Source organism: Deinococcus aquiradiocola (assembly GCF_014646915.1).
Lineage (GTDB): Bacteria > Deinococcota > Deinococci > Deinococcales > Deinococcaceae > Deinococcus > Deinococcus aquiradiocola.
The window spans coordinates 1-26,211 of the sequence record NZ_BMOE01000001.1 but is presented as its reverse complement, the minus strand read 5'-3'; the positions used below and the strand labels follow the sequence as shown (position 1 = coordinate 26,211).

The following is a 26,211-nucleotide window of genomic DNA, read 5'->3' as shown; positions in this document are numbered from 1 at the left end:
CCCGGCGTTGCCGGTTCAGTCGGCGAGGAAGCGCAGGAATTCGCGCATCTGGCTGACGCACTCGCTGGCCTCGCCGTCGGCGCTGCTGCCCGTGATGGTGCGAAGCTTGCCGCTGTCGGTGACGTACAGCTGCGTGGCGCGGTACGACACGTCGTTCTGCACGAAGAGGTACGCGGCGAGCACCGTCCACTTCCCGGCGCGGTCGACGGGCTGCGTCACGACCGACTGGAGTTTCTGTCCGCCTTCCGTCTGTGCCTGCAGGGCCGTCTGAACGCGCAGCGCGAAGGTACGGGCGGCGTCCGCCGTGCTGAAGCCGGGGTAGGGTTGCGTGAGGGTTTCCTCGTGCAACAGGCACGCGCCGGCCGCGTCGGCCCAGGTGGTGCGGGTGGCGTCGGTGGCGTTCCAGCCGCTCATGGGGACGGTCAGGGCGCGGGCGGGCGACGCGAACGCCGTGCCGAGCAGGGCGGCGGCCGTCAGCGCGGCGCGCCGAGCGAGCGCCAGCGGGCCGACAGGGGAGCGCGGGCTGGGTGAGGGGCGGGCATCCTGCATGGTGGGAGCGTAGCACCCCGACCTTGAAGAAACCGTGAAGGCAGATGAGAAACGGCAGGAGCCGGCAACGTGTGCCGTTGACGCCCTGCCCACCCCCCACTACAGTTAGGTGTGATGAGTACGCTAATTCTGCCGCCGCAGGCCACGCAGGCCGGGCTGGCAGTCGACATTGCCGCCTTCGCCATGCACGACGGCGAACTTCAGGTGCTGCTGGTGGAGCGCGGCAGCCTCCCGCACGCCCGGACGTGGGCGCTGCCGGGCGGCTTCGTGCTGCAGGGCGAGGAACTCAACGAGGCGGCGCTGCGCGAACTGCGCGTCAAGACGACCGTCGAACTTGAACCCAGGCTGCTGGAGCAGTTCTACACCTTCGGCGCGGTGGGCCGCGACCCGCGCGGGCGCGTGGTGAGCGTGGCGCACATGGCGGTCCTGCCGCACGGCACGGTCCGCGTGAGCGGCGGCGGGAACGCCCTCGGGGCAGGCTGGTTCCCGGCGCACACCCCTCCCCCGCTGGCCTTCGATCACCACGAGATCCTGCGGCACGCCATCGACCGCCTGCAGATCCGGCTGGAGTACGCGCTGCTGGCCCTGGAGTTTCTACCGGACACGTTCACGCTGCCGGAACTGCAGGGCGTGTACGAGGCGATCCTGAACAAACGCCTCGACAAGCGCAACTTCCGCAAACGCCTCCTGAGTCAGGGCGTCCTGACGACGTCCGGCGAGCGGCGCAGCGGCGTGGGCCGTCCGGCGCAGCTGTACCGCAAGGCGAGCCGAGTGCGGATTCCCGGCCCGCTCTGACCGGACCGAAACGAGACTGAACTGAACGCGAAGCCGCCCGGCCATGAGCACCAATAACTCCGGTCTGGAGAAGGCAGAGGTCAAGGCAGGCCTGGTCCGGCGCTTGAGCGTCCGGGCCGGGCCTGCCTTCCTCGTGTGGGGTGCCGGTCATACGGTTTTGATCCGATTCCAGGGAGGCCGGAAACAGCACCGGCATCCCTTCCATCTCCTCCAAACCGTACTTTTTGATGCTCGCTTCGCTCGGCTGAACTCCAAAAGTTCAGCTCAACACCGTATCAGGCCTGGGCGGCCTGGATTTCGAGGTGCACCTTGACGTTCTCGCTGACGAGGACGCCGCCCGCTTCGAGCGCGACGTTCCAGGTGAGGCCGTAGTCCTTGCGGTTGAGCTGCACGGTGGCTTCCGCGCCGATCTTCTGTGCGCCGCTCATGGGGTCCTTGGCGGGGCCGGTGACTTCGGTGCGGAGCGTGACGGGGCGGCTCTCGCCGTGCATAGTGAGCGTGCCGCTGATGTCGTACTCGTTGCCGCCGAGGTCCTTGACGCTGCTGCCCTCGAAGGTGATGTGGGTGTGCTGTTCGGCATGGAAGAAGTCGGGGCTCTTGAGGTGGCCGTCACGGTCGGGCTGGCCGGTATTGACGGTATCCACCGGGATGCGGGCGCTGACGGAGACGGGCTTGCCGGCGTCGTCGGTGACGATGGTACCTTCGACGCCGCTGAAGTTGCCGCGGACGTTGGAGATGGCGAGGTGGCGGACGGTGAAGGAGGCGGTGCTGTGGGCGGGGTCGATGTTCCAGTTCATGGGGTCTCCTCGTGGCTGTCCGGGAGCGGGTCGCCCGTTCGCCGCGCTTTTCAAACTGATTTAGATTTTAAAGTGATTTTCGCGGCGCAATGTGATCTGAACTACATCCCGGCGCTGCCCGGGCCGGGTGTCCGCTGTGAGTCGGGAACCCATCGCCCGCCCGGCCACCCTCTAGAATGAACGCAGCATGGACATGAAGAAACTGATGAAGCAGATGCAGCAGGCCCAGGCCGCTGCCGGGAAGATCCAGGACCAGCTCGCCGCGCAGACCGTCGAGGGCAGCGCCAGCGGCCTCGTCACGGTCGTCATGAACGGCCACGGCAAACTCCAGAGCCTCAGCATCAAACCCGAGGCCATCGTGGAGGGCGACCCGGAATCGCTGGAAGACCTGCTGATGGTCGCCCTCAAGGACGCCGAGAACAAGGCCGACGCCCTGCAGCGCCAGGCCACGCAGTCGCTCGGCCTGCCCGGAGGCATGTTCTGAACCAGCGTCACCCCGCGTCAGGCAGGCGCGCGTGAAGTACCCGCCCAGCCTCGTCGCCCTGATCCGCGAACTGTCCCGCCTCCCCGGCATCGGCCCGAAAAGCGCGCAGCGGCTCGCCTTCCACCTCTTCGAGCAGCCGCGCGAGGACATCGAGCGCCTGTCGAGCGCGCTGCTCGAAGCGAAACGCGACCTGCACACCTGCCCCATCTGCTTCAACATCACGGACGCGGAACGCTGCGACGTGTGCAGCGACCCCAGCCGCGACCAGAGCACCATCTGCGTGGTCGAGGAACCCGGTGACGTGATCGCCATCGAACGCAGCGGCGAGTACCAGGGCCTGTACCACGTGCTGCACGGCGTGATCTCGCCCATGAACGGCGTCGGCCCGGACCGCCTGTACATCAAAGCGCTGCTGCCTCGCCTGGACACGGCCCGCGAGATCATCCTCGCGACCGGCACGACCGTCGAGGGCGAAGCGACCGCACTGTACCTGCAGCGCCTGCTGGAACCGATGGGCGTCGCGCTGTCCCGCATCGCGTACGGCCTGCCGGTGGGCGGCGCGCTGGAGTACGCCGACGAGGTGACGCTGGGCCGCGCCCTGTCGGGCCGTCAGCAGCTGCGCCGCGACCCCGCCAAATAAGGTCTTCCTTTCGGGCCGGGCCTGTCCTCCACCCGGGGCAGGCCCGGCCTCCTTCATCAGGGGCCATTGGAGGTTGAGGGCCATCAACGGTACGGAGCGACCTGGCCTTCTCTTGGCCTCCCCCGCCCCTCCCCCCCGCCGTGGGGGTGAGACGGAAGCCTCATGTGAGGTTTCCATCCTCACCCCCTGCCGGAACGGGGCATAATGAGCGCCAATGCTCTCTACCCTCAAGCAACTGGTCGGCGAAGTGGATGGGGCCTGGGCGGCCGCCATCAGTGGCCTCGATGGACTCCTGGTGGAAAGCTACTCCGCCACCGACGTCGACCTCAGTCTCCTCGCCGCCGAACACGCCGGGATGCTCCGCAGCGTCTCGCAGGCCTACTCGCAGACGCTGTCGGGCGGGCAGGCGCGCGAGTTCTACGTGCGCGCCGAGCGCCTCAGCGTGTTCCTGCACCCCATCGGCCAGAACTTCTTCCTGCTGCTGGCCCTGTCGGGCCGCAGCAACCTCGGTCAGGCGCGGCTGTACGGCCGTGACGCCGCCACGCGCCTGGAGGCGGAACTGTGAACCGCGCGCCCACCTGGAGGCCCTCGTGAGACTCAACGCCCTCAGCACCCTGCCCGGCGTGCGCGCCTGCGCCCTCGTCGGTGACGACGGCCTGCCCGTCGAGATGCAGGGCGAACTCGGCGACGCGCTCGCCGCAGAACTCGCCTCGCTGCGCAGCACCAGCGAACGCGTCGGCCGTCGCCTCGGCGTCGGTCAGGTGACGCGCATCGCCTTCACCAGCGACCTCGTGGAGGTCGTGGCCGTCACCACCGCCGGGTACACGGTCGGCGCGGCCCTGCTGCGCGGGTCGGACACGCGCGTCGCGCAGCAGACGCTCGCGAAGATCGCCGTGAACCTCGCCGCGCCCGGCCAGGGCCTGCCCGAACCGCTCGCTCAGGAAGGCGCGTGATGGCCCCCGACCTGCACACCCTCACGGACGTGCGCGGCGTGCGCTACGCGGCCCTGCTCGACGCGAGCGGCGCGGTCATCGCCGGGAGCGGCGGGGACGCCGACACCACCATCGCGCAGGCGGGCCGGGCCGTCGCGGCGAGCCTCATCGCGGCGCTCGGCGGCGACCTGCAGGACCTGCTGATCGATCTGGAGGGCGGCCCGGTGCTGCTCACCCCGCACGGCGACCAGACCCTCATGACGGCCTTCGACGACGTCGCCAACCTCGGGCGCGTGCGTTTCGCCGTACGCAAACTGCTGCAGGGCGCCCTGCTCGAACGCCGCTGACCGGACCCGCCGGACGCCGCCCTGTCCGGACCGCTATCATCCTGGCAGCATGACTGACGCCAAGCCCGCCAACGCAGCCCCCCGGCTGATTCCGTTCATGTACCACCTGGTCGTCAACACGACCCGCCTGCCGCTGCTGCTGCGCGGGCAGCGCGTCGTGGCACTCGGCCGGGAACTCATTCCGGCCACGGGCCGCCTCGTGATCGCGGGCGGCAACCACACCAGCAACATGGACCCCTTCATCATCGCGCAGACGCTGCCGGAAGGCCGCCGCGTGCAGTTCATGGCCAAGAAGGAACTGTTCAAGGGGCCGGTCGGGTGGATCATCAGCGGCGGCGGGAGCTTTCCCGTGGACCGCAAGAAGAACGACCTGGGCGCCATCCGGAACGCGCTGCGCGTCCTGCAGGCCGAGGGGACGCTCGGCATCTTCCCGGAAGGCACGCGCGGCGGTCAGGAACTGCAGGGCGGCACGGCCCTCCTCGCCCTGAAAGGCAAGGCGCCCATCACGCCCGTGTGGCTGAACCTGAAGGGCCGCACGTGGATCGTGCGGTTCGGCGAGCCGATCCAGCCGACCGGCAGTGTCCGCGAGCTCACGGAACGCCTCGACGCGGCCTTCGACGCCCTCGACGCGCAGTCCTGAACGGGGCAGGGCCGCCGGGCCATCTGCTGCGCTCAGCCGTGCCCGTCGTGTCGTCGTCACGGCCTGACCGGTCAGTGCAGCGTCTCGCTCAGCCATGCACTGCCGGGCGGGGCGTCCAGCAGGCGCGGCAGCGTGTCCGGCAGCCACGGGAGCACGTCCGGCGGGAGGTCGTGCGGCATGAACCACGCCACCTCGCTGCACTCGGCCCTGGGGTACGGGTCGTGCCGCCACGCGGTCACGCGGAAGTACACGTCCAGGCCGCGCACGTCGCCGTCCACGTAGCGCACGGCGCCCAGAGGCACGGCGTGGCGCGCGTCCGCCTGCACGCCCACCTCCTCCCACGCCTCGCGCACCGCGGCCTGCGCGAGCGTCTCGGTGTCGTGCGCGTGGCCGCCCGGCAGGCCCCAGCGTCCCTCCCCCAGCTGTCCCGGCGCGCGCCGGGCGAGCAGCACGCGGCCGTCCGCGCGCATGAGGATCAGCCAGCTCACCAGATGAAACGCCTGCGCGTCCGCCATGCCCCAGTCTAGGGCGGCCGGGCGTCTCCGCCGTGCCGGGAAGGCCGGTGCGCGGTCCTCATCTTTCGCGCGGCCACATTCGCGGGCGCGGAACGCGCTACACTCCCCTCGCGTCACCGGGGGTGTCCTGCACGGCAGGACTGAGAACATACCCCAGGAACCTGAACCGGGTCATACCGGCGGAGGGAGCGTGGCCGCCGACCAGTCCCCACCACGCGTGGCTGCTGGCCGGGCGATTCCACCCCTTGAAGGACGCGAAGGGGCGTACCATGAAGAAGATCCTGAGCATCACCCTCACCCTCGCCGCCACCCTGAGCGGCACGAGCACCGCCCAGAGCGCGGGCACGCTGACCGTCATCACGCACGACAGCTTCGACGTGGACCGCAAACTCGTGACGGCCTTCGAGACGGCGAACCACGTCAAGGTGCGGTTCATCAAGGGCGGTGACGCGGGCGAGATGCTGAACAAGCTGATCCTCACGAAGGCCGCGCCGCTCGCGGACGCCGTGTACGGCCTCGACAACACGCTGCTGCCGCGCGCGCAGGCGGCAGGAATCCTCGCGCCGTACACCAGTCCGGCGATCGCCGGGGTGCCCGCCGCGTACCGGCAGGGGCCGCTGCTGAACACCGTGGACGTCGGGTACGTGGCCCTGAACTACGACAGGGCCGCCTTCCAGAAGACCGGCCTGAAGCTCCCCGCGACCCTCAGGGAACTGAGCGAACCGCAGTACGCGCGCCTCACGGTGGTCGAGTCGCCCGCCACGTCCAGCACCGGCGCGGCCTTCTACCTCGCGACCGTGCAGGAACTCGGGCAGGACGGCGCCGTCGCGTGGTGGCGGACGGCCCGCGCGAACGGCATGAAGGTCACGCGCGGCTGGTCGCAGGCGTACAACGAGGACTTCTCGCTGTACGGCGGCAGGTACCCCATCGTGCTCAGTTACGCGAGCAGCCCGGCCGCCGAGGTCGCGTACAGCAAGGAGAAATTGACGGCCTCCCCCACCGCGAACCTGTTCCTGCCGGGCAGCACCTTCGTGCAGCTGGAGGGCGCGGCGGTCCTGAAGGGCAGCCGTCAGCCGGTCCTGGCGCGCAAGTTCGTGGATTTCATGCTGAGCGGCGCGGTGCAGGCGGACTTCCCGACGCGCATGTGGGTGTACCCGGCGGTGGGCGGCGTGAAGCTCGACCCGGTCTGGAAGTTCTCGCAGAAGCCGGACGTGAAGCTCGCGCCGACCTCGCTGCTGACGCGCTCGCAGGCCCTGACGGACCTGTGGGTGACGCAGGTCCTGCGGAAGTAAGCGGGACGTGACGGGCCGGAACGCGGGCGGGCGGGCGTGGCGAGGGTGGGCACTCGCGGCCGTGCCGCTCGCGTTCCTGCTGGCGTTCCTGCTGCTGCCGCTGCTGCGCGTGCTGGCGCTGGGCGGCGCGCGGCTCGGCATTCTGGGCGAGGGGTACTTTCAGGCGCGGCTCGCTTGGACCTTCTGGCAGGCGACCCTCACGGCGCTGCTGGCGCTGGCGCTGGGCGGGCCGCTCGCGTACCTGCTGGCCCGGTACCACCTGCCCGGCAAGGCGGCGCTGCTGCGCCTGCTGCTGCTGCCGTTCGTCACGCCGACGCTGGTGGCCGCGCTGGGCCTGCTGAGCCTGTTCGGGCCGCGCGGCCTGACGGGCCTGGACCTGTCCGAGACGCCCGCCCTGATCCTGCTCGGGAACCTGTTCTTCAACCTGCCGCTCATGGTGCGGCTGGGGTACGCGGGCTTCCTGCGCGTCCCACCGAACCTGAACGCGGCGGCCCGCACGCTCGGCGCGGGCGGCGTGCGCGCGGCGCTGCAGGTGTCGCTGCCGCTCGCGTGGCCGGGCCTCGCGGCGGGCGCGGTGCTGGTGTTCCTGTACAGCGCCCTGAGTTTCGGCCTGCCGCTGCTGCTGGGCGGCGAACGGTACGCGACGCTGGAGGTGGAGATCTACACGCTCACCGCGTACGAGTTGCGCCTCCCCGAAGCGAGCGCGCTGATCCTGGTGCAGCTGGCCGTGACGCTGCTCGCCACGCTGCTGTACCTGCGCCTGGGGCGCGCGGCGGGCGGCGGCGTCCCGGTCGCGCGGGACCTGCCGCGCCCGACCGGCTGGGCGGCCCTCGCCACGTACGGCCTGACAGTCACGGTGCTGCTGCTGTGCTTCGCACCGCTCGTCGCGGTCGCCGTGCGCAGCGTCACGGGCCGCGCCGGGTGGACGACGGCGTTCTGGACGGGCCTGCTGCAGGCCAGCGATCCGGGCGTGGGGTTGCTGCTCGGCAACACCCTGCGCTTTGCGGGGCTGACGCTGGCCGCGTCGGTGCTGCTCGGCCTGCTGCATGCCGTCGCCACGTACGTCACGCGCTCCCGGCTGCTGGACGTGCTGAGCCTGCTGCCGCTGATGGTGTCGCCCGTGAGTCTCGCGGTCGGGTACCTGATCCTGTACCCGTCGCTGCGGGCGCAGCTGCCGCTGCTGATCGCGGCGTACAGCCTGCTCGCCACGCCGCTCGTCGTGCGGAGCGTGCTGCCTGCCCTGCGGGCCGTGCCGCCGCACGTGCCGGAGGCGGCCCGCACGCTCGGTGCGGCGCGCGCGGGCGTGTGGCGCAGCGTACTGCTGCCGCTCACGCTTCCGGCCCTGCGGGGCGGGGCGGCCCTGTCGCTCGCGACGGTGCTGGGCGAGTTCGCGGCCACGCTCGTCCTCACGCGGCCCGAGTGGGCGACGCTGAGCACCGGGATGTACGAGCGCCTCGGGCGTCCCGGCGAGCAGAATCTCGGTGAGGCGTGCGCGCTCGCCACGCTGCTGATGCTGCTCGCCCTGACGGTGTTCAGCGTGCTGGACGGCGGCAAAGGAGAAGTCACCTGAACACCCCACCAGAACCGGCCCACCCCGCTCCCCTGCTCGCCGTGCAGGGCGTGCGCCGCTCCTACGGCCCGGTGCCTGCCGTGCGGGACGTGACGCTGGAGGTGCGGGCGGGCGAGACGCTCGCGCTGCTCGGCCCGTCCGGCTGCGGCAAGAGCACGCTGCTGCGCGTCGTGGCGGGTCTCGACCGGCCGGACGCGGGCCGCGTGCTGCTGCACGGGCAGGACGTGACGGCCAGCCCGCCGGAAGCGCGGGGCCTGAGCCTGGTGTTTCAGGATTACGCGCTCTTCCCGCACCTGACGGTCCTCGACAACGTCGCGTACGGCCCCCGGATGCGCGGCGCGCCCCGCACGGCCGCGCGCGAACGGGCCGCCGCCGTCCTGGACCGCGTGGGCCTCGCGGACCTCGCGGCGCGAAAGCCGCACGAACTGTCGGGCGGGCAGGCGCAGCGGGTGGCGCTCGCGCGCGCCCTGGCCCCCCGGCCCGCCCTGCTGCTGCTCGACGAGCCGCTCAGCAACCTCGACGAGCAGCTGCGCGCCTCGCTGCGCGCGCAGCTCCGCACCCTGTTCCGCGAGGAGGGTGCGGGTGTGCTGCTCGTCACGCACGACCAGCGGGAGGCGCTGGCCCTCGCGGACCGCGTGGCCCTCATGCGCGGCGGGAGCGTCGTGCAGGTGGGAAGCGCGGCGGACGTGTTCGCGCGGCCCAGCGGGGCGTGGGCGGCCGCGTTCCTCGGCGAGCGGAACCTGTACCCGCAGGAGGGCGGGACGCTCCTCGTGCCGGAACGCGCCGTGACGCTCGGCGCGGGAGAGGCGTGGCCGGTCCTGCAGGCCACGCCGGACGCCGCCGGGGTGCACGTCACGCTCGCGTACACGCTCGGGCCGCTGCACCTGACGCTCAGCCCGCGCGAGGCCGCCCACCTGCAGGTCACGGACGCCGGAACGGTCCTTCAGGCCGAGGTGCAGCGCGGCGCGTGCCTGCTGCTCCCCGAGGACCGCGCGTGAACGCCTGGGTGCTCGTCGGGGGCCGCCTCGTCGTCACGCAGGCCCTCGCGCACCTGGAACGTCCGGACCTCGTGATCGCCGCGGACGGCGGGGCACGGCACGCGGCGACGCTCGGCGTGCCCATCACGACCTGGGTGGGCGACTTCGACAGTTCGGACGACCTGACGCTCCGCACGCCGCGCATCGTTCACCCGCGCGCCAAGGCCAGCACCGACGCCGAGCTGGCCGTCACGCTCGCCCGCGAGGCCGGCGCGACCCGCCTGACCCTCATGGGCGCCTTCGGCGGGCGCTTCGACCACACCTTCGCCCTCACGCTCGGCGCGGTCCGGCTCGCGCAGGAGGGCCTGCCCACCCTGCTGCACAGCGGCGACGAGTGGGGCCAGCCGCTCCTCCCGCACGCCGCCGTCACGCTTCAACTGCGGGCCGGGCAGACCTTCAGCGTGCTCGCCGCCAGCCCCCTGACGGGCCTCGGCATCCGCGGCGCGCGCTGGCCCCTGACGGACGCCCACGTCCCGCTCGGCAGCGGCCTCACCGTCAGCAACGAGGGCGCGGGCGGCCCGGTCACGCTGACCCTCGCGTCCGGCACGGCCCTCGTCACGGTCATCGAAGACGCGCCGTGAACGGGGCGCGTTCTCACGTTCCTGCACGACCATGGAGGAGGCCACCGGCCACAGGAGGAACCGCATGATCACGGTCATGAACCGCATCGCCGTCAACCCGGACTACGCCGAGCAGTTCGAGGAACGCTTCCAGAACCGCGCCCGCATGGTGGACGACATGCCGGGCTTCGTCAGCAATCAGGTGCTGCGCCCCACCACGCCAGACGATCCGTACATCGTGCTGACCGTCTGGGAGAGCCGCGAGCACTTCGACGCGTGGACGCGCTCCGACGCGTTCGTGCAGGGGCACGCCCGCAGCGGCACCCTGCCGAAGGAGGCGTTCAGCGGACCGAACAGACTGGAACTGCACGAGGTGCTGCAGGACTCCGCCCGGCCCGACCTGAAACCCGAACCGCGCGGCAAACCCCTCGGCGGGCACTGAACCGGCTTCCGGCAGGCGCCGCAGAACGTGCCTGCCGGACCGAACGAGGGAGGGCCACACTGCTACGGTGTGGCCCTTCCCTTCTGCTGCCCTGCGCGTGTCAGTGCTTCAGGTCGTTGAGTTTGTCCTGCGCGCGGTCCGCGAGGCGGTCCACGGTGTCGCTCGCCCGGTCGGCGGCTTCGCTGGTGGCGTCGCGCACGTCGCGTTTCACGGCGTCGGCGTGGCGGGAGGCGGTGTGCGCGATGTCCTGCGCGGCGTCCTTGACGGCGGCCTGGGGGTCGCGGCCATCCTTGACGTCCTGCGCGGCTTCACCTGCGCGGCCGAGCATGTCGTTCAGGGCGTCGCGGGCGCTGGGGCTCACCTGGCCGATCAGGTCGGTGAGGCGGGCGCGGGTGCGGGGGTTGTACAGGGCGTAGCCGATCCCGGCGACGAGCACGAGGCCGACCGGGAAGCGGCGCTGCTGGCGCGGGAAGCGCTTGCCGAGCGCGTCGAGGCGGGTGTCGACGTGCGCGACGTTCCGTTCGATGGCTTTCAGGCGGGCGTCGAACTTCATGTCGGCCTTGCGTTCCTGCACGCGTTCGCCGATGGTGTCGGCGGCGTCCTGCACACTCTGCTTCACGTTCTCGAACATGGGTTCAGTGTCCCTCACGGTCCGTCCGGGTGTCTGCGAGGCGCCCCAAGGGGCCTTAGGGAAAGGGTCAGGAAGCCTTGAGGTTGCCCGCTGCGGTTCAGCCGCGCCGGACGCTGCCGTCCAGCGTCATCAGGGGACCGTACAGGTCGGGTCGGCGATCCCGGAAGAAGCCCATGCCCGCGCGGAAGCGGCGGGCGGCGGCGAGGTCCAGGGTGTGCACGAGGGACCCCTCGTCGCCGCTGCCGAACTCCTCGATCAGTTCGCCGGTGTAGTCGGCGATGAACGCGTGCCCGTAGTACGTCTGCTCCAGGCCCTCCACGGTCTCCGTGCCGACGCGGTTGGCCGCGCCGACGTAACTGCTGTTGCTGACGGCGTGTCCGACCATGGCGCGCTGCCACATCTGGTAGCTGTTCGGGGTTTCCACCTCGGCCGGTTCGCTGCCGATGGCGGTCGGGTACAGCAGGAAGTCCGCGCCGAGCAGCATCATGGCGCGCGCCGTCTCGGGGTACCACTGATCCCAGCAGATGCCCACACCGACGCGGCCGTGCCGGGTGTCCCACACCTTGAAGCCGGTGTCGCCGGGGTTGAAGTAGTACTTCTCCTCGTAGCCGGGACCGTCGGGAATGTGGCTCTTGCGGTACACGCCGAGCAGTTCGCCGGTCGCGTCGATGGTGGCGAGCGAGTTGTAGTACGCCTGCCCGGCCGCCTCGAAGAAGCTGACGGGCAGCACCACGCCGAACTCCTGCGCGAGGTTCCGGAAGCGGCCGAGGAAGGGGTGGCCGTCCACGGGGTGCGCGAGTTCAAAGTACTCCTCGCGTTCCGTCTGGCAGAAGTACAGGTTCTCGAACAGTTCCGGCAGCAGGATGACCTGCGCGCCGCGCCGGGCGGCGTCGCGGACGTGCGCTTCGGCGCGCGTGAGGTTGTCCTGCAGGTCGGCCGTCATGTGCATCTGGATGACGGCGAGGGTGGCCTGATCGACTCGTTTCATGCGTGGTCCTCCTTGAGGCCCGTCCAGGGGGTGCCTTCGGGCTGCTGCTGCGTCATACAGTGGAAGCTGCCGCCGCCCGTGATGATGGCGCGGCTCTGCAGGCCGATCACGTCGCGGTCCGGGAAGAGCGGCGCGAGGATGTCGAGGGCCTGCTGGTCGTTCGGGTCGCCGTACTGCGGGACGGCCACGAAGCCGTTCCCGATGTAGAAGTTCGCGTAGGTGGGCGGCAGGCGGCCTTCCGGCCCTTCGAGGCGCAGGGCGGGCAGGGGGAGTTCGACGACGCGGAACGGCTGGCCGTGCCGGTCCGTCATGCCGCGCAGCGCGTGCAGGTTGGCGTTCATGACGGCGTGGTTCGGGTCGGATGGGTCCGCTTCGACGCTGGTGACGATGGTGCGGGCGTCCGTGAAGCGCGTGATGGTGTCGATGTGCCCGTCGGTGTGGTCGTTCTCCAGGCCGCCGTCCAGCCACAGGAGGCGCTGCACGCCGAGGTAGCGCTGCAGGAGTTCCGCGTAGCGTTCCTCGTTCAGGTGCGGGTTGCGGGTCGGGGTGAGCAGGCAGGAGCGCGTGACAAGCGCCACGCCGTCCCCGTTCACCTCGACGGCGCCGCCTTCCAGCACGACCGGCAGGTCCCAGTGCGTCATCTGCAGGGTGGACGCGACGTGTTCCGGCACGAGGTCGTCGTGCTGCCACTCGAACTTGCCGCCCCACGCGTTGAACTTCCAGTTGGTGAGCGCGAGTTCCTGCGCCTCGCCCTGCACGAAGATCGGGCCGTTGTCGCGGACCCATACGTCGTCGAGCGGCACGCGGTGCAGGCGCACGTTCAGCTCCGCGTCCTGCGCGCCCAAGCCCAGGCGGGCGCGGGCGTCGCGTTCGCTCTCCTCGTCGCGCACGAGCAGGTCCACGCGCTCGTAACGCGCGACGGTCCGGACGAGTTCGGCGTACTCGGCACGGACCGGCGCGAGCTGCCCGAACCACAGGTCGTCGTCGGCGGGCCAGCTCATCCAGGTGGCGGCGTGGGGCGCCCATTCGGGCGGCATGCGGAAGCCGAGGCTGTCCGGCGTGGGGTCCTGAGGGGTGAGGTGCTGCATGCACGGCATGATAGACGGGAAGCGTCAGGAAAACGGCGGGACGGCCACCTTCACGCAAGCCGCGCACGGCAGGGCGAAGGGGCCGGGCGCCCACGTGGACATGCCCGGCCCCGCCTTCACCACCCGCTTACTTGAAGAGGGTGAGGGCCTTCTGCAGTTCGGCGTCCGTCTTGAGGTCCACGACCGCTTCGCCCTGCGTGGCGCTCGTGACGGGGCGGGCGATGGCGCCCGTGTACGTGAACTTGCCGTCCTTGTCGGCCGTCACCTCGACCGGCTTGCCGTCCACCTGCACCGTCAGTTTCGTGCCGGCGGGGACGCCGCTGCCGCTGAAGTTCAGGGGCGTGGGGCGGCGGGTGTCCTCGACCTTCACGTCGGGCGTGATGCCTTTCTTCTGGATCTCGTGACCGTCCGGGGTGATCCACGTGAAGTTCACGACGGCGACGCGGCCCCCGTCGATGGTGCTCACGACCTGCTGACCGACGCCCTTCCCGAAGCTCTGCTCGCCCACGATCTGCGCGCGCTTGCTGTCCTGCAGTGCCCCGGCGACGATCTCGCTGGCGCTGGCGCTGTTCTTGTTGATCAGCACGACCAGCTGCCCGGTGTAGTCGCTCGCGTCCTTCTTCGCCTGCCCGATCACGTCGGTCTTGCCGCTGCGGTCGCGGACAGAGACGATCTTGCCGCTCTGCAGGAACCGGTCGGCGACGAAGATGCCGCTGTTCAGCAGGCCGCCGCCGTTGTCGCGCAGGTCCAGCACGAGCTTCTGCACGCCTTTCTTCTTCATGTCGGCCACGGCCGCCTGGAACTGCTCGTTGACCTTCTCGTTGTAGAAGGTGTTGAGCGCGATGTACCCGACGTTGCCGGGCAGGATCGTCTGCTCGACCGACACGATCGTGACCGGCTGGCGCTCCATGGTGACGCTGTACGTGGACGCCTGCGTGTTCCCGCCCGCACCGGACCCCGCCCCGCCCCGCCCGAAGGTGATGGTGACCTGGGTGCCTTTCTCGCCGCGGATGAGTTTCACGATGTCGTTCAGTTTGGCGGTCGTGACGTCCTTGTCCCCGACCTTCAGGAAGGTGTCGCCTGCCTGTACGCCCGCCTGCGCGGCCGCGCCGACCTTGAAGACCGTGTCGACCTTGCCGCCCGTGCCGTCGGCGTTCGCGGCGGTGAGCTGCACGCCGATCCCGTAGAACTGCCCGGCGAGGTTCTGCGTGTCGACGGCGTTGTCTTCCGGCTGGCTGTAGTACGTGAAGGGGTCGTCGAGCGAGGCGATCATGCCGTTGATGGCGCCCTGCAGGAGTTTGTTGTCGTCGGGTTTGGTGAGGTACAGCTGGTTGATGGCGTCGTAGACCTGCAGGAAGGTCTGCGCGGTTTTGGTGTTGGGGAGGCCCTGCTGGGTGTAGCCGTTCATCTGGGCGTACCCGACCGCTGCGGTGGCCGCGAGGGCGCCCGCGACGAGGAAGCTCTTGTTGATCTTCATGCGCGCAGGATAGGGCGGCGCGGTGAGAAAACACGGTGGGAAGGCACGCACGCACTCCCCCCGGTCGGGGGGGAACGGTGCCCGGGAGCGCAGTTTCGGCGCGGGCGTCCCGGCGTGCACGACCCGGTCACGCGCGCTGCAGTTGGACGCGGTGGTGTGGAGTGCAGCAGGGCCGGGCGCTTCAGCGGATGATGCGGGCTGGTTCGATGGCGGCCGCGCGCCGGGCGGGCAGCAGCGCCGCGATGAGCGTGGTGCTGAGACCCACCACGTTCACCCACAGGATGTCCGTGAAGCGCACCTCGACCGGCAGGGCCGAGATGAAGTACAGGTCGCCGGGCAGCTGGAAGGGCCGCCACGTGAAGTACGCCGCGATGCCCAGGCCCAGCAGGTCGCCGAGCAGCAGTCCGGCGAGCCCCAGCACCAGCCCCTCCGTCAGGAAGATGCCGAGGATGTCGCGGCTGCTCGCGCCGATGGCGCGCAGGATCGCGATCTCCTGCGTCTTCTCGAACACGGTGAGCGTGAGGACGTTCGCGATGCCGAAGGCCGCCACGACCACGATCAGGAACACCACGAACCCGATGACCTTCTTCTGCAGGGCCAGCTGGTCGATCAGGGTGCCGTACAGGTTCTGCCAGGGAATGCTGCTGTACGTGCGGCTGCGCGTGAGGCGCGCGCCGACGGCGGGCGCACTGTTCGGGTCGCGCAGGCGCAGCTGGTACCCGGTGATGTTCTGCGTGCCCTGCAGGGTCTGCAGGGTGTGCAGGGTGGTGAAGGCGTACGCAGAGTCGATCAGGTAGTTGCCGGTGTGGAAGACGCCCGCGAGGTCCAGCGTCACGCGGCGCTGCTGGCTGTTCAGCAGGCGCAGCGGTTCGTGCCCGTACGCGCCGACGCTCTGCGCGAGGCTGCTGCCGAGCATGATCTGCCCGTCTTTCAGGGTGTCAAGGGTGCGGGTTTCGGCGTCCGCGAGCTGCAGGACCTGCGCGGCGCTGGGCTGCACGGCGAACAGCGTCGCGAAGTCCACGCCCGCCCCGCGTCCCTGACTGGCGGGCCGCGTGACGAGGCCCTTGTCGGCCAGGAAGGGGGTGAAGGCCAGCACGTCCGGATCGGCCTTGAGGGCCGCTTCGAGCTTCGGGTCGCGCGGCTGCGGCACGAAGCCCGTGAGCGTCAGGTGCGGGCTGGCACGCAGGGTCGCGTCGATCAGGGAGCGGGTGAAGCCGTTCGTGAGGCTCAGGGCCGCGATGAGCACCATGACGCCCACCGCGATCCCGAGGACGGTGATGGCGTTCTGCGCGCGGCGGTGCCGCAGGTGCGCGCGGCTCAGGACCCGCGCGAGGCTCGGCACGCGGCCCGCCGCGCCGGTGGCCGCAGGGGGGGGCGGTGGGGTGGCTGGGGGGGTGCGGGCCGGTGGGGTGGGCGTGCTCACGTCCGCCGAGCATAGCGCACCCCTCCGTGAGCCCGGCCCGTGGCCTCTTCCCGGGCCGGTCCAATGGCGGACCCGGCCATCCCTGTACGGGAATGGCCGGGTCGGTGGTGCTCCCGAAGCGAGATTACTGGACGGCGGTGATGCGGATGTTGCGGCTGCCCCAGGCGAGCGCTTCGCTGCGGCTGCCCATCCAGACGTCGACGGTGTTGCCGATGCGGGGGTGCATGGTGTCCTCGACCACGAAGACACGGCCGCGCAGGTAGCTGGAGTAGCGTCCGCTGAGGTCCTCGATGGTGATGCGCGTGCCGTACGGGAAGCGGGCGAGCAGGTCGCGGCTCAGGGCGACGACGCCGGAGCGGACGCGGGTACCGGTCGCGGTGATGTACGGCGTGGCGTCGGTCTGGCCGGGCGTGCTGTTGTACGCGGTGGAGTGCACGACGGCGCTGCGGCCGGTGCTGCGCGGCGCGGCGCTGCTGGCGGCTTTGGTGACGCCCTGCGCGCGGGTGCTGGCGGCGCTGCTGGCGGTCTTGGCGGGCGCCTTCGCGATCAGGGCGCTCTTGACGGCCTGCGCGGCGACGGCGGAGCTGGGCAGGGCGGGCGTGGCGAGGGCGCCGGTGAGGAACGTGCCGAGGAGCAGCGCGAGGAGGGCCGTGAGGGTGGACGTGCTGCTGCGGTTCTGGGCGGTGGTGCGGCCCGGTCGTGCGATTCTTGACATGGAACTCCAGTGGATAGGCGCTTCGGCCCGGATCCCGCATGGACGCGGTGACGTTGAAAGGGGGAAGCGCCACTCACAGATGACAAACGGTGAGGAACCTGCAACTCTCCCGTCTCAACCACGGCCCGCTCCGGTGTTCCGGGGGGCGCACGCACGACCGTAAAGGTGGCGGGTGGTGAGGGTGGTGTCAGGAGACGAAGAGGGAAAGGAACGGTCTTGCGGTTCGCTCGCTGGCCCGTGGTGGGGCGGGAACCTGTCTTCGTACTGTCGCCAGACTTCCGGCTGGTCGCCCGGTGAACTTCGGTCCGTGTGGGCCCGAGTGACCAAAGCTTATGGACCCCTCGTGAGTTGTTTTTGAGTTTTGCAGTTTTTTATTCTCATAGTTTTTTGTCATGCTTCTTTAATTTTTCTTTATTACAGTGTTTTATGCCGTTTCAGACGCAAATATTTTATGAGCCAAGTTCTAATCGTCTCATTTAGTTTCTCATTATTTTTTGAGTGGGATCGTCAGATACCGGCAGATCGGGGGGCAGCTCGCCCAAAAACAGCCGGACTTTGTGGCCCAGGCGAGATTTGTTGACAGCATATTGAAGGATCGGTTGCAGTCCCCCCCCGGCACGGCCCGCCAAGATGTACCGGCTATCACTGAATACTCATCTTTGGGGTCTGTCTGATGAGAGTCTCACCGGAACGCGGCGCACACCCCGGCCACCCCCTCCCCGGATGTGGAACGTGAACCCGCACCGCCTTCACCGACGCGCACCCACGTGAACACCGTCACCCGCAGCGGCCCGAACACTGCCGGACCCACAACAGCGAACCGCCCGGAACAGGTCCGGGCGGTCAACAGGCAGAGGGGCAGAACAGCGTGACGCGTCAGGGCGACGTGACGGCCTCCGGCACGGGCGGCTCCGCCCACTTCGAGATGATCGCCGCCGCCACGTCACGGTAGATCGGCGCGGCCAGCATCGACCCGTGGTACCGCTCCTTCGCCCCGTGCACCATGACGGCCAGCGTCACCCGAGGCCGGTCCGACGGGAAGAACCCCGCGAACACGCTGTCGTAGATGGTCGAACTGTACTTGCCGTCCACCACCACCTGCGCCGTGCCGGTCTTGCCTGCCAGCGCGTACCCCTTGATGCCCGCCGCGCCGGGAATGCCCTCGCTGATGACGGCGTGCAGCAGTTCGCGCGTGGTGCGGGCCGTCTGCGCGGACACGATCTCGCGGCCCTGCGGCTGCGCCTCGCCCACCACGAGCCTCGGCGCGACGTACAGGCCGTCGTTCGCGAGCGCGTTGTACGCCGTGGCCAGCTGCAGCGTCGTGGCGCTCATGCCCTGCCCGAAGGCGTTGGTGGTGCGGACCACGTCGTCCCAGCGGGCGACAGGCTGCAGCATGCCGCTCGCGGTGCGGACAGTGGGGATGGGCGTGTCTTCCCCGAACCCGTACGCGGAGAGGTAATCGTACAGCTTCTGGTTCGGGAAGTGCTCCACGATGTGAGACATGCCGACGTTGCTGCTGTAGCGCAGGACCTGCTTGGTGGTGAGGGAGCCGGGGTGCGGCACGGCGTCGTGAATGGTGGCGCCCACGCGGCGCGTTCCGACCCAGCGGCTCATGGGGGTGTTGTAAAGGGTGTTGGGGCTGGTCAGGCCCTCCTGGATGGCGGCGGCCACCACGAGGCCCTTGATAGTCGAGCCGGGCTCGAAGCGGTCCAGGAAGGCGCGGTTGCGCCACACGGCCGGATCCTGACCCTTCCAGCTGTTCGGGTCGAAGGCGGGGTACGTGGCGCTCGCCAGGATCTTGCCGGTCTTCGTCTCGATGGCGACGACCGAGCCGTACTCCGCGCGGTGTTCGAGAACCGCGCCTTTCAGGACGCTCTCGGCGGCCGCCTGGATGGCCGGGTCGATGGTGAGCGTGACCTTCTGGCCTGCCGAGAGGCGCGAGTCGTACGCGGCTTCCAGGCCCTCCAGGCCGTTGGTGTCGCCCATCATGCCGAGCAGCTGCCCGGCGAGCGGCCCGTTCGGGTACACGCGCTTGCCGCCCACGGTGCGCGCCAGCACCGAGCCGTCCTCGGTCACGATGCTGCCGCGCACCTGCAGGACCGCGCGGCGCACGCCCTGCGGCAGGCCCCACTCCAGTTGCGCGTACGCCCACACGAGCGTGCAGAAGGCCATCAGGGCCACGAACTGCATGACCCTCGAACGCAGACGAATCTTTATTTCCATGACAGGGCCCCCGGGCGTGCAGCAGGTTGAGGTTCAGGCAGGGGTGCGGCGGGGCGGCGGGTCACTTCCAGACCGTCCGGACCGTGAGGGTGGCAGGGAGCGGTGTGGCGGGCGGCGGCGGGACGGGCGCGAGGGCGGGCGGGAGTTTCTGGCGTTCCTTGCTGGCCTGCGCGTACGGCACCATGCCGTCCGCGATGGCCCACGCGCGGATGCGTTGCTCGCTGGTGAGGGTCTGCACGGTGAGGCTCAGTTCGTTCTGCTGGCGCTGCAGTTCGGTCCGGGTGGCGCGCAGGTCGCGCAGGTGCGGGTAGATCGCCTGCGTCTGGTAGCGCAGCACCACGAGCACGCAGGCCATCAGGACGTAGATCATGACGTAGCGCAGGGCGCGGGCACGCCACAGCGCCTGCACCTGCGGGTCCGGCACGGACGCGGTCACGGGGCGGTCACCTCCGCGTCCGGCACGCGTTCCGCGACGCGCAGTTTCGCGCTGCGGGCGCGCGGGTTGCGTTCCTGTTCCTCCTCGGTCGCCTCCAGCGGGCGCTTGTGCAGGGGGCGCAGGACGGGACCGGCGTGCGTCACGACGGGCGGGGCGTCCTCGCGGTCCTCGTCCCGGTTGCCCCACTTCGCTTCGATCTGCCCGGAGCGGAGCTTCATCCAGCGTTTCACGATGCGGTCCTCCAGGCTGTGGAAGCTGATCACGGCGAGCCGTCCGCCCGGCGCGAGCAGCGACGCGGCCGCGTCCAGGCCGCTGCGGAGCGCGCCGAGTTCGTCGTTCACGTGGATGCGCAGCGCCTGGAAGGTCCGGCGTGCCGGGTGGATGCCGCGCGCGTGACCGCCCGGGTACGCCCGCTTGATGACTTCCGCGAGGCGTGTGGTGGTCAGGATGGGGCTGTCCTCGCGGGCGGCGACGATGCCGCGCGCGATGCGGCGCGAGTGGCGTTCCTCGCCGTACTCGTAGATGATGCCCGCGAGCTCCTCGACCTCCAGGGTGTTCACGATGTCGGCGGCGGAGGGGCCGCTCTGACTCATGCGCATGTCGAGCGGCGCCTCGGTGTGGTAGCTGAAACCGCGCTGAGCGTCGTCGAGCTGGAAGCTGGACACGCCGATGTCGAGCAGCACGCCGTCCACCTGCGTCACGCCGATGGCGGGCAGCAGGGTGTCCATGTCGCGGTAGTTGCCCTGCACGAGCGTCAGGCCCGGCAGGTTCAGCGCCCCCACCCGGCCGAGCGCGTAGGGGTCCTGGTCGATGCCGATGACGCGCGCGCCGCCCGTCAGGAGCAGGCGGGTGTGGCCCGCCCCGCCGAGCGTGCCGTCCACGATGGTCTTGCCCTCGGCGGGCAGCAGGGCTTCGAGGACCTCGGTGGCGAGGACGGGGATGTGGGTCAGGTCGGGGGTGTCGGTCATGGGTTCACGCGATGAAGTTGGCGAGCAGTTCGGGGTGCGGCGGGTCCTGCTGCACGGCGAGGATGGCGGCGTCCCAGCGGGCCGGGTTCCAGAGTTCCAGGCGTCCGGGCGCGCCCGCCACGACCACGTCCGTGCCCAGGTCCGCGAAGGTCCGCAGGGGCTGCGGGACGGACACGCGGCTCTGCGCGTCGAGGCGGGACTTGCTGGCGCCGCTGTAGAAGAAGCGCACGAAGGCGCGGGAACTGGCGTCCGTCAGCGGAAGCTGCTCCAGCTGTTCCTCGACGCGCTTCCACGCGGCCAGCGGGAAGATGTACAGGCAGCCTTCCATGCCGCGCGTGAGAATCATGCCGTCCTCGACGAAATCACGGAAGGGAGGCGGTACGACCACGCGCCCCTTGTCGTCGATCGAGTACGGATATTCTCCAAACGGCAAGTCTCCCCTTTCCTCCGGAGCGGCACCTGTCCCGGCATGCCGTTCCCCTCCCGCTCACCTGCGCCTGTCTGCCCGGACCGGCCCGTGGTGTTCCCACCCGGACCCACCTCCGCGGAGGCGGCCGGGACGCGGCACGACCGCCGAAAACATTCGGCATGACGCGCTGCAGCCATTGCGAGGAGTGTAACAAAGCCTTCCACGATTTACCACCATTTCCCACATTTCTCCCCGCAATCCCCACGATCGTGGGCGACTTTCCCACCGGGGGCCTCCGGGGGCGCAGCAAGAGACCGTGAACGCCGCGCCCCATGCACGCACCCACGAAGGCACGAATGCCCTCCCAGCGGGCCTCCAGACCCCACGCGGCCACCCGCTGCGGGCCGGGTGGGACAAACCCCCACGCCCACCCCCCTACACTGACCGCATGACGCGCGTGACCCTCTCCTCCCCCCACGCCCCCACCCGCACCCCGCACGGGGGCCGCCGGTGAGTGCCCCCGCCCAGTCCCACACCCCGGCGCCCGGGCACGACCCGAGCACCGCCGTGTCCGGCGCGGTCCTCGCGGGGACCGGCGTGGCCCTGGGTGCCTTCGGCGCGCACGCCCTGAAGGCCAGCCTGAGCGCCGACCTGCTGCAGGTGTTCGAGACGGGCGTGAGGTACCAGATGTACCACGCGGTCGCCCTGCTGGCCCTGTCGGCCCTGCCCGCGTACCGGGACGGCTGGAGGCGCGCCCCGAAACTGCTCCTGGCGGGCACGCTGGTGTTCAGCCTCAGCCTGTATGTCCTCGCCCTGAGCGGCGTGAAGGTGCTGGGCGCCGTCACGCCCATCGGCGGGGTGCTGATGCTGGCAGGCTGGGTGCAGGTGATCCTCGACCTGCGCCGCCGTGCCCCCTGAAGGGACCGGCATGAAATGCGGCGTGGCCCCGCCTGGAGTCAGGTGGGGCCACGCGTGCTGGCACGGGAAGGTGATAAGCCGGGTTCTGTGTCTGCCGTCGGAAGAACGTCGGGCAGTCACGGTCATCTATCTGGGATGAATGTCGCCATTCACCTCGTTGCGACCATCCTGGGAATCGACGGGCGGGCCGCCCTCCTCCACTGTCGGGTCTTGCACCGGATGGGGTTTACCAGCACTCCCTGTCTCCAGGGAATCTGGTGCGCTCTTACCGCACCGTTTCACCCTGACCGCGCCCACCGTGTGGTTCCGGTGAACGGGCGCGGCGGTCTGGTTTCTGTGGCACTTTCCGTCGGCTTCGCGCCGTCCCGGGAAGCGAACCTGCTTCCCGGCGTTTGCTCGCCGCCCAGCCGTTAGCTGGCATCCTGCCCTGCGGTGCCCGGACTTTCCTCACGCACGCCCCCCGGAAGGGAGAACGGACGCGCGACCGCGTTCCTTCCCGCGCAGGGGAGTATAGCAGGGTGGGAGCGTCAGCCCCAGCGTTCGCGGGTGAGGCGCGCGCGGCGTTCCCAGACGTTGTCCGGCACCAGGCCGGGGTTCAGCAGGTCGTGCAGGTCGCGCTCGTCGAGCTGCCGGGCCTCGCCGGGCCGCAGGTCCTCCAGCCACAGGCCGCCCACCCGGACGCGCACCAGTCGCGTGACGGCGTGCCCGACGGCGTCCAGCATGCGGCGCACCTGCCGGTTGCGGCCCTCGGTGATGGTGACGTACACGCCCACCCCGGCGCGGTCCACGCGGGCGGGCGCGGTCACGCCGTCCTCCAGTTCGATGCCGTCCTCCAGGGCGTCCAGCACCTCGTCGCTCGGCGCGCCCCCGTCGATCCACGCGCGGTACACCTTCTCGTGCCCGTAGCGGGGATGCGTGAGGCGCAGCGTGAGGTCGCCGTCGGTGGTGAGGAGCAGCAGGCCCTCGGAGTCCCGGTCGAGCCGACCGACGGGGTGCAGGCCCGGCACGTCCCGGAAGCCGTCGAGGACGGTGGGGCGGCCCTTCTCGTCGCTGACGGTCGTGAGGACGCCGCGGCGCTTGTACAGCATGTACGTGACGTGCTCCACGTGCCCGCCGATGAGTTCGCCGTCCACGCGCACCTCGTCCTGCGGGCCGACGCTCATGCCGAGCGTGGCGGGCAGGTCGTTGACGCTCACGCGCCCGGAGCGGATGAGGTCTTCCGCCGCGCGGCGCGACGCGACGCCGCTGCGCGCCAGGAACTTCTGGAGGCGTTCGGGTTCGCCGCTCACCGCAGGTCTCCCGTGCGGGGGCGCGGCAGCACGAGCGCCAGGACGGCCAGCACGGCCAGCGCCACGCCGACCGCGACGAGCGCGGTGCGGAGCGTGCCGGGCATGGAGGCGCGCAGGGCCGCCGGGACGAGCGTCGCGGCGAGCAGCAGGTTGCCGGTCACGAACTGCACGACGGCCGCCCCCACGGGACGCCACGCGCCGTACGCCATCGACACGCCCCACGCGAGCAGCAGCGCGCCCGCCACCCGCCCCAGCCACAGTGGGTTGACGCCCAGCGTCCCCAGCGGCAGGAAGTACACGAGCAGGCCAGCCGGGACGAACAGCAGGGCATTCAGGACGAAGGTGGTTCTCAGGGCAACGGACGACACAGGACGCAGTGTACACGCCGCCCCTCCCCCACCGGGAAGCGGACGCGCACCGGACCACCCGGACGGACCGGGGTTCAGCGGGCGGGCGGGTCGCCGTCCGGCGTGCCGGGTGCGTGCCGCCACGTGACGAGGCCCACCGCGAGCGACAGCAGCAGGGCCACGGCGCTGCACGCGACAGCGCCCGCCCAACCGGCCCGCGCGTACGCGAGCCCGCCGATCACGGTGGCGGCCGCCCCTCCCCCGTAGTACGCGAGGTTGTACAGGCCCGTCGCGAGGCTGCGGGCGCGCGTGACGCTGGCCTGCACGGCGCTCAGCGCGGCCGCCTGCCCGACGAACACGCCGCTCGACGCGAGCGCGAGCCCCACCACGATCCACGGCAGGGACGGCAGCAGCGTCAGGCCCAGCCCCGCCAGCGAGAACGCGACGCCGACCGTGAAGGTCCGCACGCTGCCGCGCACCGCCATCAGGCGCGACGCGAGCGGCGTGATGACGACGCCCAGCAGGTACACCGCGAACACACCGCCCGTCCCGGCGCTCGACAGACGGTACGGGGGCGCGGCAAGGTGCAGGACCACGAACGTGAAGGCCGACACCAGCGTGAACAGCAGCACGAAGCCCACGGCGAGCGTGCCGAGCAGCGCGCGGTTGTGCAGGTGCAGCGTCAGGTCGGCGCGCACGGCCCTCAGGTCCCGCACCGGCCGGAAGTGCCGCGAGGCGGGCAGCGCGAGCGCGAGCAGCGCGCCGAGCAGGTTGGTGGCGGCCAGCAGCCAGAACGCGGCGCGCCAGTCGTGCACGGCGTCCACCGTCACGCCGCTCAGGAAGCGTCCGGCGAACCCGCCGAGGACGGTGCCGGTCACGTACGCGGTGATGGCGCGCGCCACGCCCGGCCCCGCGTACTCCTCGGCGGCGTACGCGGTGCAGCTGACCATCACGAGCGGAATGACGAGCCCCTGCAGGAAGCGCGCGGCGTCCAGCGCGGCGAGCGTGTGCGCCTGCGTGGCGAGCAGGGCAGGCAGCGTGAGCAGCAGGAACGCAATCAGGATGACCCGGCGGCGCCCGAGCGCGTCCGAGACCGCGCCGCTCAGGGGCGACACGAGTGCGATGGCGAGCGTCGTCGCGCCGACCACCGACCCGGCGCCGACCTCGCTGACGTTCAGGTCGCGCGCGAGGAGCGGCAGCAGCGACTGCGGGGCGTACACGTTCAGGAACACCAGGGTGCCGAGGGCCGCAAGCATCCATGCCGGGGCGGGCCGGGCGGTGGGCGGAGTGGACACGGCCTCACTGTAGACGCGCGGCGCGGGCCGCCCCCATCAGATGAAGAAACGTGCGGCGGGCAGTCGGGCGCGGCGAGTGGTCGGGCGCGTCAGGCGGTCAGGCCCGTCAGGCCGTACGCGTTGCGGAGCGCGGCGCGGCAGCCGAGCTGCAGGGCGAGCGCCGCGTCTGCCTGACCGGGCGGACCGCGCAGCACCAGGGCGGGAGAGGCGTCCAGGCCGACGGTGCCGGTGTCGTCCAGGCGGGCGAGCACCGCGCCGAAACTCCAGTCGTCCGCCCACAGGCGCTTCAGGGCGTGCAGGACCTCGGTGCCGGGCGGGCGGGCGAGTGCGGCCTGCGTGGCCGCGTGGCCGGGACGGCGCAGGTGCAGCGGCCCCTGGTCGAGGCCCGCGTTGCGCAGGGCGCGGTAGAGGGTCTGCACGCTGTCGTCGAGGAGGGCCGCACCGAGCAGCAGGGCACGCGCCTGCCCGCACAGCGGTTCGAGGGCGTCCTCGTCGATGCGGGCGGGCTGGATGCGCGCGAACAACGCGGCGAGCTGCGCGGGCAGGTTGTTGTGCCGGTAGAAGGCCTCCTCGAAGGTCGAGGGGATCACGAAGGCGGGCGCGGCGAGGTCCGCGTGCCGCGCGAGGAGCTGGCTTTCCGTGCCGACGAGCGCGGCGGGCAGCGCCTGCGTTTCCGGGAGGGTGTACACGGCCCTTCAGGCGCCGCCGGGCTTGAGGGTGCCGATGCCGGGCGTGTCCCCGCCACGCTCCGGCGTGCCGGGCGGGTCGCCAGGCAGCGGGCTGGGCAGCTGGCCGCCCTCCACGACCGTCTCGAACTGTTCGAGCGACAGCGTCTCGTGCAGCATCAGGGCGTCCACGAGGCGGTGCATGACGTGCAGGTGCTCGCCGAGCAGGGCCTTGGCGCGCGCGTACTGCGTGCCGAGCAGGCCGAGCAGTTCCTCGTCGATGCGGACGGCGGTGTGCTCGCTGTACTGCCCGTACTCGGCGGGCGCGCCGAGATACCCGCCGCCCTCCGTGACGAGCGCGAGGTTCCCGAGGGGACTCATGCCCCACTCGGTGATCATGCGGCGCGCGAGGCCCGTCGCCTGCTGGAAATCGCTCTGTGCGCCGGTACTGATGACGTTCAGCACGACCTCCTCGGCCGCCTGCCCGGCCAGCGCCACGCAGATGCGGTCGATGAGCGCTTCGCGCGTCATGTGCATCTGGTCGCCGGGCGTGTACATGGCCGCGCCCAGTGCCCGCCCGCGCGGAATGACGGTCAGCTTGTGAATGCGGTCGGCGTGCGGGAGGAGTTGCGCCACGAGGGCGTGACCGACCTCGTGGTACGCCGTCACCCGCCGGTCCGCTTCATTGATCACCATGCTCCGCCGTTCCGGTCCCATCAGCACCCGGTCCCGCGCCTCG

Annotated in this window: 30 protein-coding genes, 1 other RNA gene, 1 pseudogene and 1 riboswitch; of the genes and pseudogenes, 13 read left to right on the top strand and 19 right to left on the bottom strand. The window is 70.7% G+C overall.

Annotated elements, in window-relative coordinates; genetic code table 11:
- Positions 1-15: 15 nt before the first annotated feature.
- Positions 16-549 (bottom strand): hypothetical protein, encoded by a 534-nt coding sequence (locus tag IEY33_RS00160; protein WP_229670634.1) that lies wholly within the window; start codon positions 547-549, stop codon positions 16-18.
- Between the two features lie 114 nt (positions 550-663).
- Between IEY33_RS00160 and IEY33_RS00155 the strand changes: the two genes are divergently transcribed.
- A complete protein-coding gene (locus tag IEY33_RS00155; protein WP_188960226.1) occupies positions 664-1,344 on the top strand; it encodes an NUDIX hydrolase in 681 nt (226 codons plus the stop codon).
- Positions 1,345-1,619: 275 nt separating this feature from the next.
- Here IEY33_RS00155 and IEY33_RS00150 read toward each other — a convergent pair whose 3' ends face one another.
- Positions 1,620-2,141 (bottom strand): YceI family protein, encoded by a 522-nt coding sequence (locus IEY33_RS00150; protein ID WP_188960225.1) that lies wholly within the window; start codon positions 2,139-2,141, stop codon positions 1,620-1,622.
- A gap of 187 nt (positions 2,142-2,328) precedes the next feature.
- On the opposite strand from IEY33_RS00150, the gene IEY33_RS00145 reads away from it, so the two are divergent.
- From IEY33_RS00145 to IEY33_RS00120, 6 genes are all read left to right on the top strand, one after another.
- On the top strand, positions 2,329-2,625 hold the full coding sequence (locus IEY33_RS00145) for a YbaB/EbfC family nucleoid-associated protein (protein ID WP_188960224.1): 297 nt from the start codon (positions 2,329-2,331) through the stop codon (positions 2,623-2,625).
- A 31-nt stretch (positions 2,626-2,656) separates the two neighbouring features.
- Positions 2,657-3,265, top strand: coding sequence for a recombination mediator RecR (recR, locus tag IEY33_RS00140; RefSeq protein ID WP_188960223.1), 609 nt, complete (start codon positions 2,657-2,659; stop codon positions 3,263-3,265).
- A gap of 214 nt (positions 3,266-3,479) precedes the next feature.
- Complete coding sequence (locus tag IEY33_RS00135; RefSeq protein WP_188960222.1) at positions 3,480-3,830, top strand: roadblock/LC7 domain-containing protein; 351 nt, start codon at positions 3,480-3,482, stop codon at positions 3,828-3,830.
- 25 nt (positions 3,831-3,855) lie between these two features.
- Positions 3,856-4,218: a roadblock/LC7 domain-containing protein gene (locus IEY33_RS00130; protein WP_188960221.1), complete on the top strand. Its 363-nt coding sequence runs from the start codon at positions 3,856-3,858 to the stop codon at positions 4,216-4,218.
- On the top strand, positions 4,218-4,544 hold the full coding sequence (locus IEY33_RS00125) for a roadblock/LC7 domain-containing protein (RefSeq protein ID WP_188960890.1): 327 nt from the start codon (positions 4,218-4,220) through the stop codon (positions 4,542-4,544). The genes IEY33_RS00130 and IEY33_RS00125 overlap by 1 nt, the downstream gene beginning before the upstream one ends.
- A 49-nt stretch (positions 4,545-4,593) precedes the next feature.
- Entirely contained in the window at positions 4,594-5,184 is a 591-nt protein-coding gene (locus IEY33_RS00120; protein ID WP_188960220.1) for a lysophospholipid acyltransferase family protein, read from the top strand.
- A 71-nt stretch (positions 5,185-5,255) separates the two neighbouring features.
- Here the strand turns inward: IEY33_RS00120 and IEY33_RS00115 are convergent, their stop codons facing one another.
- Positions 5,256-5,699, bottom strand: coding sequence for an NUDIX hydrolase (locus IEY33_RS00115; RefSeq protein ID WP_188960219.1), 444 nt, complete (start codon positions 5,697-5,699; stop codon positions 5,256-5,258).
- Positions 5,700-5,807: 108 nt separating this feature from the next.
- Positions 5,808-5,905, top strand: a riboswitch (TPP riboswitch).
- Positions 5,906-5,968: 63 nt separating this feature from the next.
- On the opposite strand from IEY33_RS00115, the gene IEY33_RS00110 reads away from it, so the two are divergent.
- The 5 genes from IEY33_RS00110 (at position 5,969) to IEY33_RS00090 (ending at position 10,600) form a co-directional block, all read left to right on the top strand.
- Positions 5,969-6,991, top strand: coding sequence for a thiamine ABC transporter substrate-binding protein (locus IEY33_RS00110; RefSeq protein WP_188960218.1), 1,023 nt, complete (start codon positions 5,969-5,971; stop codon positions 6,989-6,991).
- 7 nt (positions 6,992-6,998) lie between these two features.
- Entirely contained in the window at positions 6,999-8,561 is a 1,563-nt protein-coding gene (locus IEY33_RS00105; RefSeq protein WP_188960217.1) for an ABC transporter permease, read from the top strand.
- Positions 8,562-8,602: 41 nt separating this feature from the next.
- Positions 8,603-9,559 (top strand): ABC transporter ATP-binding protein, encoded by a 957-nt coding sequence (locus tag IEY33_RS00100; RefSeq protein WP_229670633.1) that lies wholly within the window; start codon positions 8,603-8,605, stop codon positions 9,557-9,559.
- Positions 9,556-10,179 (top strand): thiamine diphosphokinase, encoded by a 624-nt coding sequence (locus IEY33_RS00095; RefSeq protein ID WP_188960216.1) that lies wholly within the window; start codon positions 9,556-9,558, stop codon positions 10,177-10,179. Before IEY33_RS00100 ends, IEY33_RS00095 begins: the two co-directional genes overlap by 4 nt.
- A 64-nt stretch (positions 10,180-10,243) precedes the next feature.
- Positions 10,244-10,600 (top strand): antibiotic biosynthesis monooxygenase family protein, encoded by a 357-nt coding sequence (locus IEY33_RS00090; RefSeq protein WP_188960215.1) that lies wholly within the window; start codon positions 10,244-10,246, stop codon positions 10,598-10,600.
- Positions 10,601-10,700: 100 nt separating this feature from the next.
- Here the strand turns inward: IEY33_RS00090 and IEY33_RS00085 are convergent, their stop codons facing one another.
- The 10 genes from IEY33_RS00085 to mraZ all read right to left on the bottom strand — a co-directional run bounded on the left by IEY33_RS00085 (position 10,701) and on the right by mraZ (position 20,982).
- Positions 10,701-11,231, bottom strand: coding sequence for a hypothetical protein (locus IEY33_RS00085; RefSeq protein ID WP_188960214.1), 531 nt, complete (start codon positions 11,229-11,231; stop codon positions 10,701-10,703).
- Positions 11,232-11,328: 97 nt separating this feature from the next.
- Entirely contained in the window at positions 11,329-12,219 is an 891-nt protein-coding gene (gene aguB / locus IEY33_RS00080; protein WP_188960213.1) for an N-carbamoylputrescine amidase, read from the bottom strand.
- Positions 12,216-13,307, bottom strand: coding sequence for an agmatine deiminase family protein (locus IEY33_RS00075; RefSeq protein WP_188960212.1), 1,092 nt, complete (start codon positions 13,305-13,307; stop codon positions 12,216-12,218). The genes aguB and IEY33_RS00075 overlap by 4 nt, the downstream gene beginning before the upstream one ends.
- A 127-nt stretch (positions 13,308-13,434) precedes the next feature.
- Positions 13,435-14,784, bottom strand: a complete 1,350-nt coding sequence (locus tag IEY33_RS00070; protein ID WP_188960211.1) for a S41 family peptidase — start codon at positions 14,782-14,784, stop codon at positions 13,435-13,437.
- 181 nt (positions 14,785-14,965) lie between these two features.
- Positions 14,966-16,126 (bottom strand): FtsX-like permease family protein, encoded by a 1,161-nt coding sequence (locus IEY33_RS00065; RefSeq protein ID WP_229670722.1) that lies wholly within the window; start codon positions 16,124-16,126, stop codon positions 14,966-14,968.
- Positions 16,127-16,331: 205 nt separating this feature from the next.
- Positions 16,332-16,922, bottom strand: coding sequence for an RlpA-like double-psi beta-barrel domain-containing protein (locus tag IEY33_RS00060; RefSeq protein ID WP_229670632.1), 591 nt, complete (start codon positions 16,920-16,922; stop codon positions 16,332-16,334).
- A gap of 876 nt (positions 16,923-17,798) precedes the next feature.
- A complete protein-coding gene (locus IEY33_RS00055) occupies positions 17,799-19,145 on the bottom strand; it encodes a peptidoglycan D,D-transpeptidase FtsI family protein (RefSeq protein ID WP_188960209.1) in 1,347 nt (448 codons plus the stop codon).
- Between the two features lie 61 nt (positions 19,146-19,206).
- Positions 19,207-19,581 carry a cell division protein FtsL gene (locus IEY33_RS00050; protein WP_188960208.1) on the bottom strand — a complete coding sequence of 125 codons (375 nt, stop codon included), beginning with the start codon at positions 19,579-19,581 and terminating at the stop codon, positions 19,207-19,209.
- A complete protein-coding gene (rsmH, locus tag IEY33_RS00045; RefSeq protein WP_188960207.1) occupies positions 19,578-20,549 on the bottom strand; it encodes a 16S rRNA (cytosine(1402)-N(4))-methyltransferase RsmH in 972 nt (323 codons plus the stop codon). The genes IEY33_RS00050 and rsmH overlap by 4 nt, the downstream gene beginning before the upstream one ends.
- A 4-nt stretch (positions 20,550-20,553) precedes the next feature.
- A complete protein-coding gene (gene mraZ, locus IEY33_RS00040; protein ID WP_188960206.1) occupies positions 20,554-20,982 on the bottom strand; it encodes a division/cell wall cluster transcriptional repressor MraZ in 429 nt (142 codons plus the stop codon).
- 486 nt (positions 20,983-21,468) lie between these two features.
- Here mraZ and IEY33_RS00035 point away from each other — a divergent pair, with 486 nt between their 5' ends.
- Positions 21,469-21,876 (top strand): DUF423 domain-containing protein, encoded by a 408-nt coding sequence (locus IEY33_RS00035; protein WP_229670630.1) that lies wholly within the window; start codon positions 21,469-21,471, stop codon positions 21,874-21,876.
- A 58-nt stretch (positions 21,877-21,934) separates the two neighbouring features.
- On the opposite strand, the gene rnpB is transcribed toward IEY33_RS00035, so the two are convergent.
- The 6 genes and pseudogenes from rnpB to IEY33_RS00005 form a co-directional block, all read right to left on the bottom strand.
- Positions 21,935-22,376, bottom strand: an RNA gene (gene rnpB, locus IEY33_RS00030) — RNase P RNA component class A.
- A gap of 27 nt (positions 22,377-22,403) precedes the next feature.
- Complete coding sequence (locus IEY33_RS00025) at positions 22,404-23,165, bottom strand: pseudouridine synthase (RefSeq protein ID WP_188960205.1); 762 nt, start codon at positions 23,163-23,165, stop codon at positions 22,404-22,406.
- The gene (locus IEY33_RS00020; protein WP_229670629.1) at positions 23,162-23,533 is read right to left on the bottom strand and encodes a hypothetical protein; all 372 of its coding nucleotides are present in this window, start codon (positions 23,531-23,533) and stop codon (positions 23,162-23,164) included. Before IEY33_RS00020 ends, IEY33_RS00025 begins: the two co-directional genes overlap by 4 nt.
- 74 nt (positions 23,534-23,607) lie before the next feature.
- Positions 23,608-24,807, bottom strand: coding sequence for an MFS transporter (locus IEY33_RS00015; protein WP_229670628.1), 1,200 nt, complete (start codon positions 24,805-24,807; stop codon positions 23,608-23,610).
- Between the two features lie 89 nt (positions 24,808-24,896).
- Positions 24,897-25,496 (bottom strand): hypothetical protein, encoded by a 600-nt coding sequence (locus IEY33_RS00010; protein ID WP_188960204.1) that lies wholly within the window; start codon positions 25,494-25,496, stop codon positions 24,897-24,899.
- 6 nt (positions 25,497-25,502) lie between these two features.
- Positions 25,503-26,211: pseudogene (locus IEY33_RS00005) on the bottom strand (ATP-dependent zinc metalloprotease FtsH); the annotation flags it as partial.

Excerpts from the sequence above, each read along its gene's own strand:
- IEY33_RS00160 (WP_229670634.1), bottom strand. The coding sequence starts at position 549 with ATGCAGGATGCCCGCCCCTCACCCAGCCCGCGCTCCCCTGTCGGCCCG.
- IEY33_RS00155 (WP_188960226.1), top strand. The coding sequence starts at position 664 with ATGAGTACGCTAATTCTGCCGCCGCAGGCCACGCAGGCCGGGCTGGCA.
- IEY33_RS00150 (WP_188960225.1), bottom strand. The coding sequence starts at position 2,141 with ATGAACTGGAACATCGACCCCGCCCACAGCACCGCCTCCTTCACCGTC.
- IEY33_RS00145 (WP_188960224.1), top strand. The coding sequence starts at position 2,329 with ATGGACATGAAGAAACTGATGAAGCAGATGCAGCAGGCCCAGGCCGCT.
- IEY33_RS00135 (WP_188960222.1), top strand. The coding sequence starts at position 3,480 with ATGCTCTCTACCCTCAAGCAACTGGTCGGCGAAGTGGATGGGGCCTGG.
- IEY33_RS00125 (WP_188960890.1), top strand. The coding sequence starts at position 4,218 with ATGGCCCCCGACCTGCACACCCTCACGGACGTGCGCGGCGTGCGCTAC.
- IEY33_RS00120 (WP_188960220.1), top strand. The coding sequence starts at position 4,594 with ATGACTGACGCCAAGCCCGCCAACGCAGCCCCCCGGCTGATTCCGTTC.
- IEY33_RS00115 (WP_188960219.1), bottom strand. The coding sequence starts at position 5,699 with ATGGCGGACGCGCAGGCGTTTCATCTGGTGAGCTGGCTGATCCTCATG.
- IEY33_RS00110 (WP_188960218.1), top strand. The coding sequence starts at position 5,969 with ATGAAGAAGATCCTGAGCATCACCCTCACCCTCGCCGCCACCCTGAGC.
- IEY33_RS00090 (WP_188960215.1), top strand. The coding sequence starts at position 10,244 with ATGATCACGGTCATGAACCGCATCGCCGTCAACCCGGACTACGCCGAG.
- IEY33_RS00085 (WP_188960214.1), bottom strand. The coding sequence starts at position 11,231 with ATGTTCGAGAACGTGAAGCAGAGTGTGCAGGACGCCGCCGACACCATC.
- aguB (WP_188960213.1), bottom strand. The coding sequence starts at position 12,219 with ATGAAACGAGTCGATCAGGCCACCCTCGCCGTCATCCAGATGCACATG.
- IEY33_RS00075 (WP_188960212.1), bottom strand. The coding sequence starts at position 13,307 with ATGCAGCACCTCACCCCTCAGGACCCCACGCCGGACAGCCTCGGCTTC.
- IEY33_RS00070 (WP_188960211.1), bottom strand. The coding sequence starts at position 14,784 with ATGAAGATCAACAAGAGCTTCCTCGTCGCGGGCGCCCTCGCGGCCACC.
- IEY33_RS00060 (WP_229670632.1), bottom strand. The coding sequence starts at position 16,922 with ATGTCAAGAATCGCACGACCGGGCCGCACCACCGCCCAGAACCGCAGC.
- IEY33_RS00055 (WP_188960209.1), bottom strand. The coding sequence starts at position 19,145 with ATGGAAATAAAGATTCGTCTGCGTTCGAGGGTCATGCAGTTCGTGGCC.
- rsmH (WP_188960207.1), bottom strand. The coding sequence starts at position 20,549 with ATGACCGACACCCCCGACCTGACCCACATCCCCGTCCTCGCCACCGAG.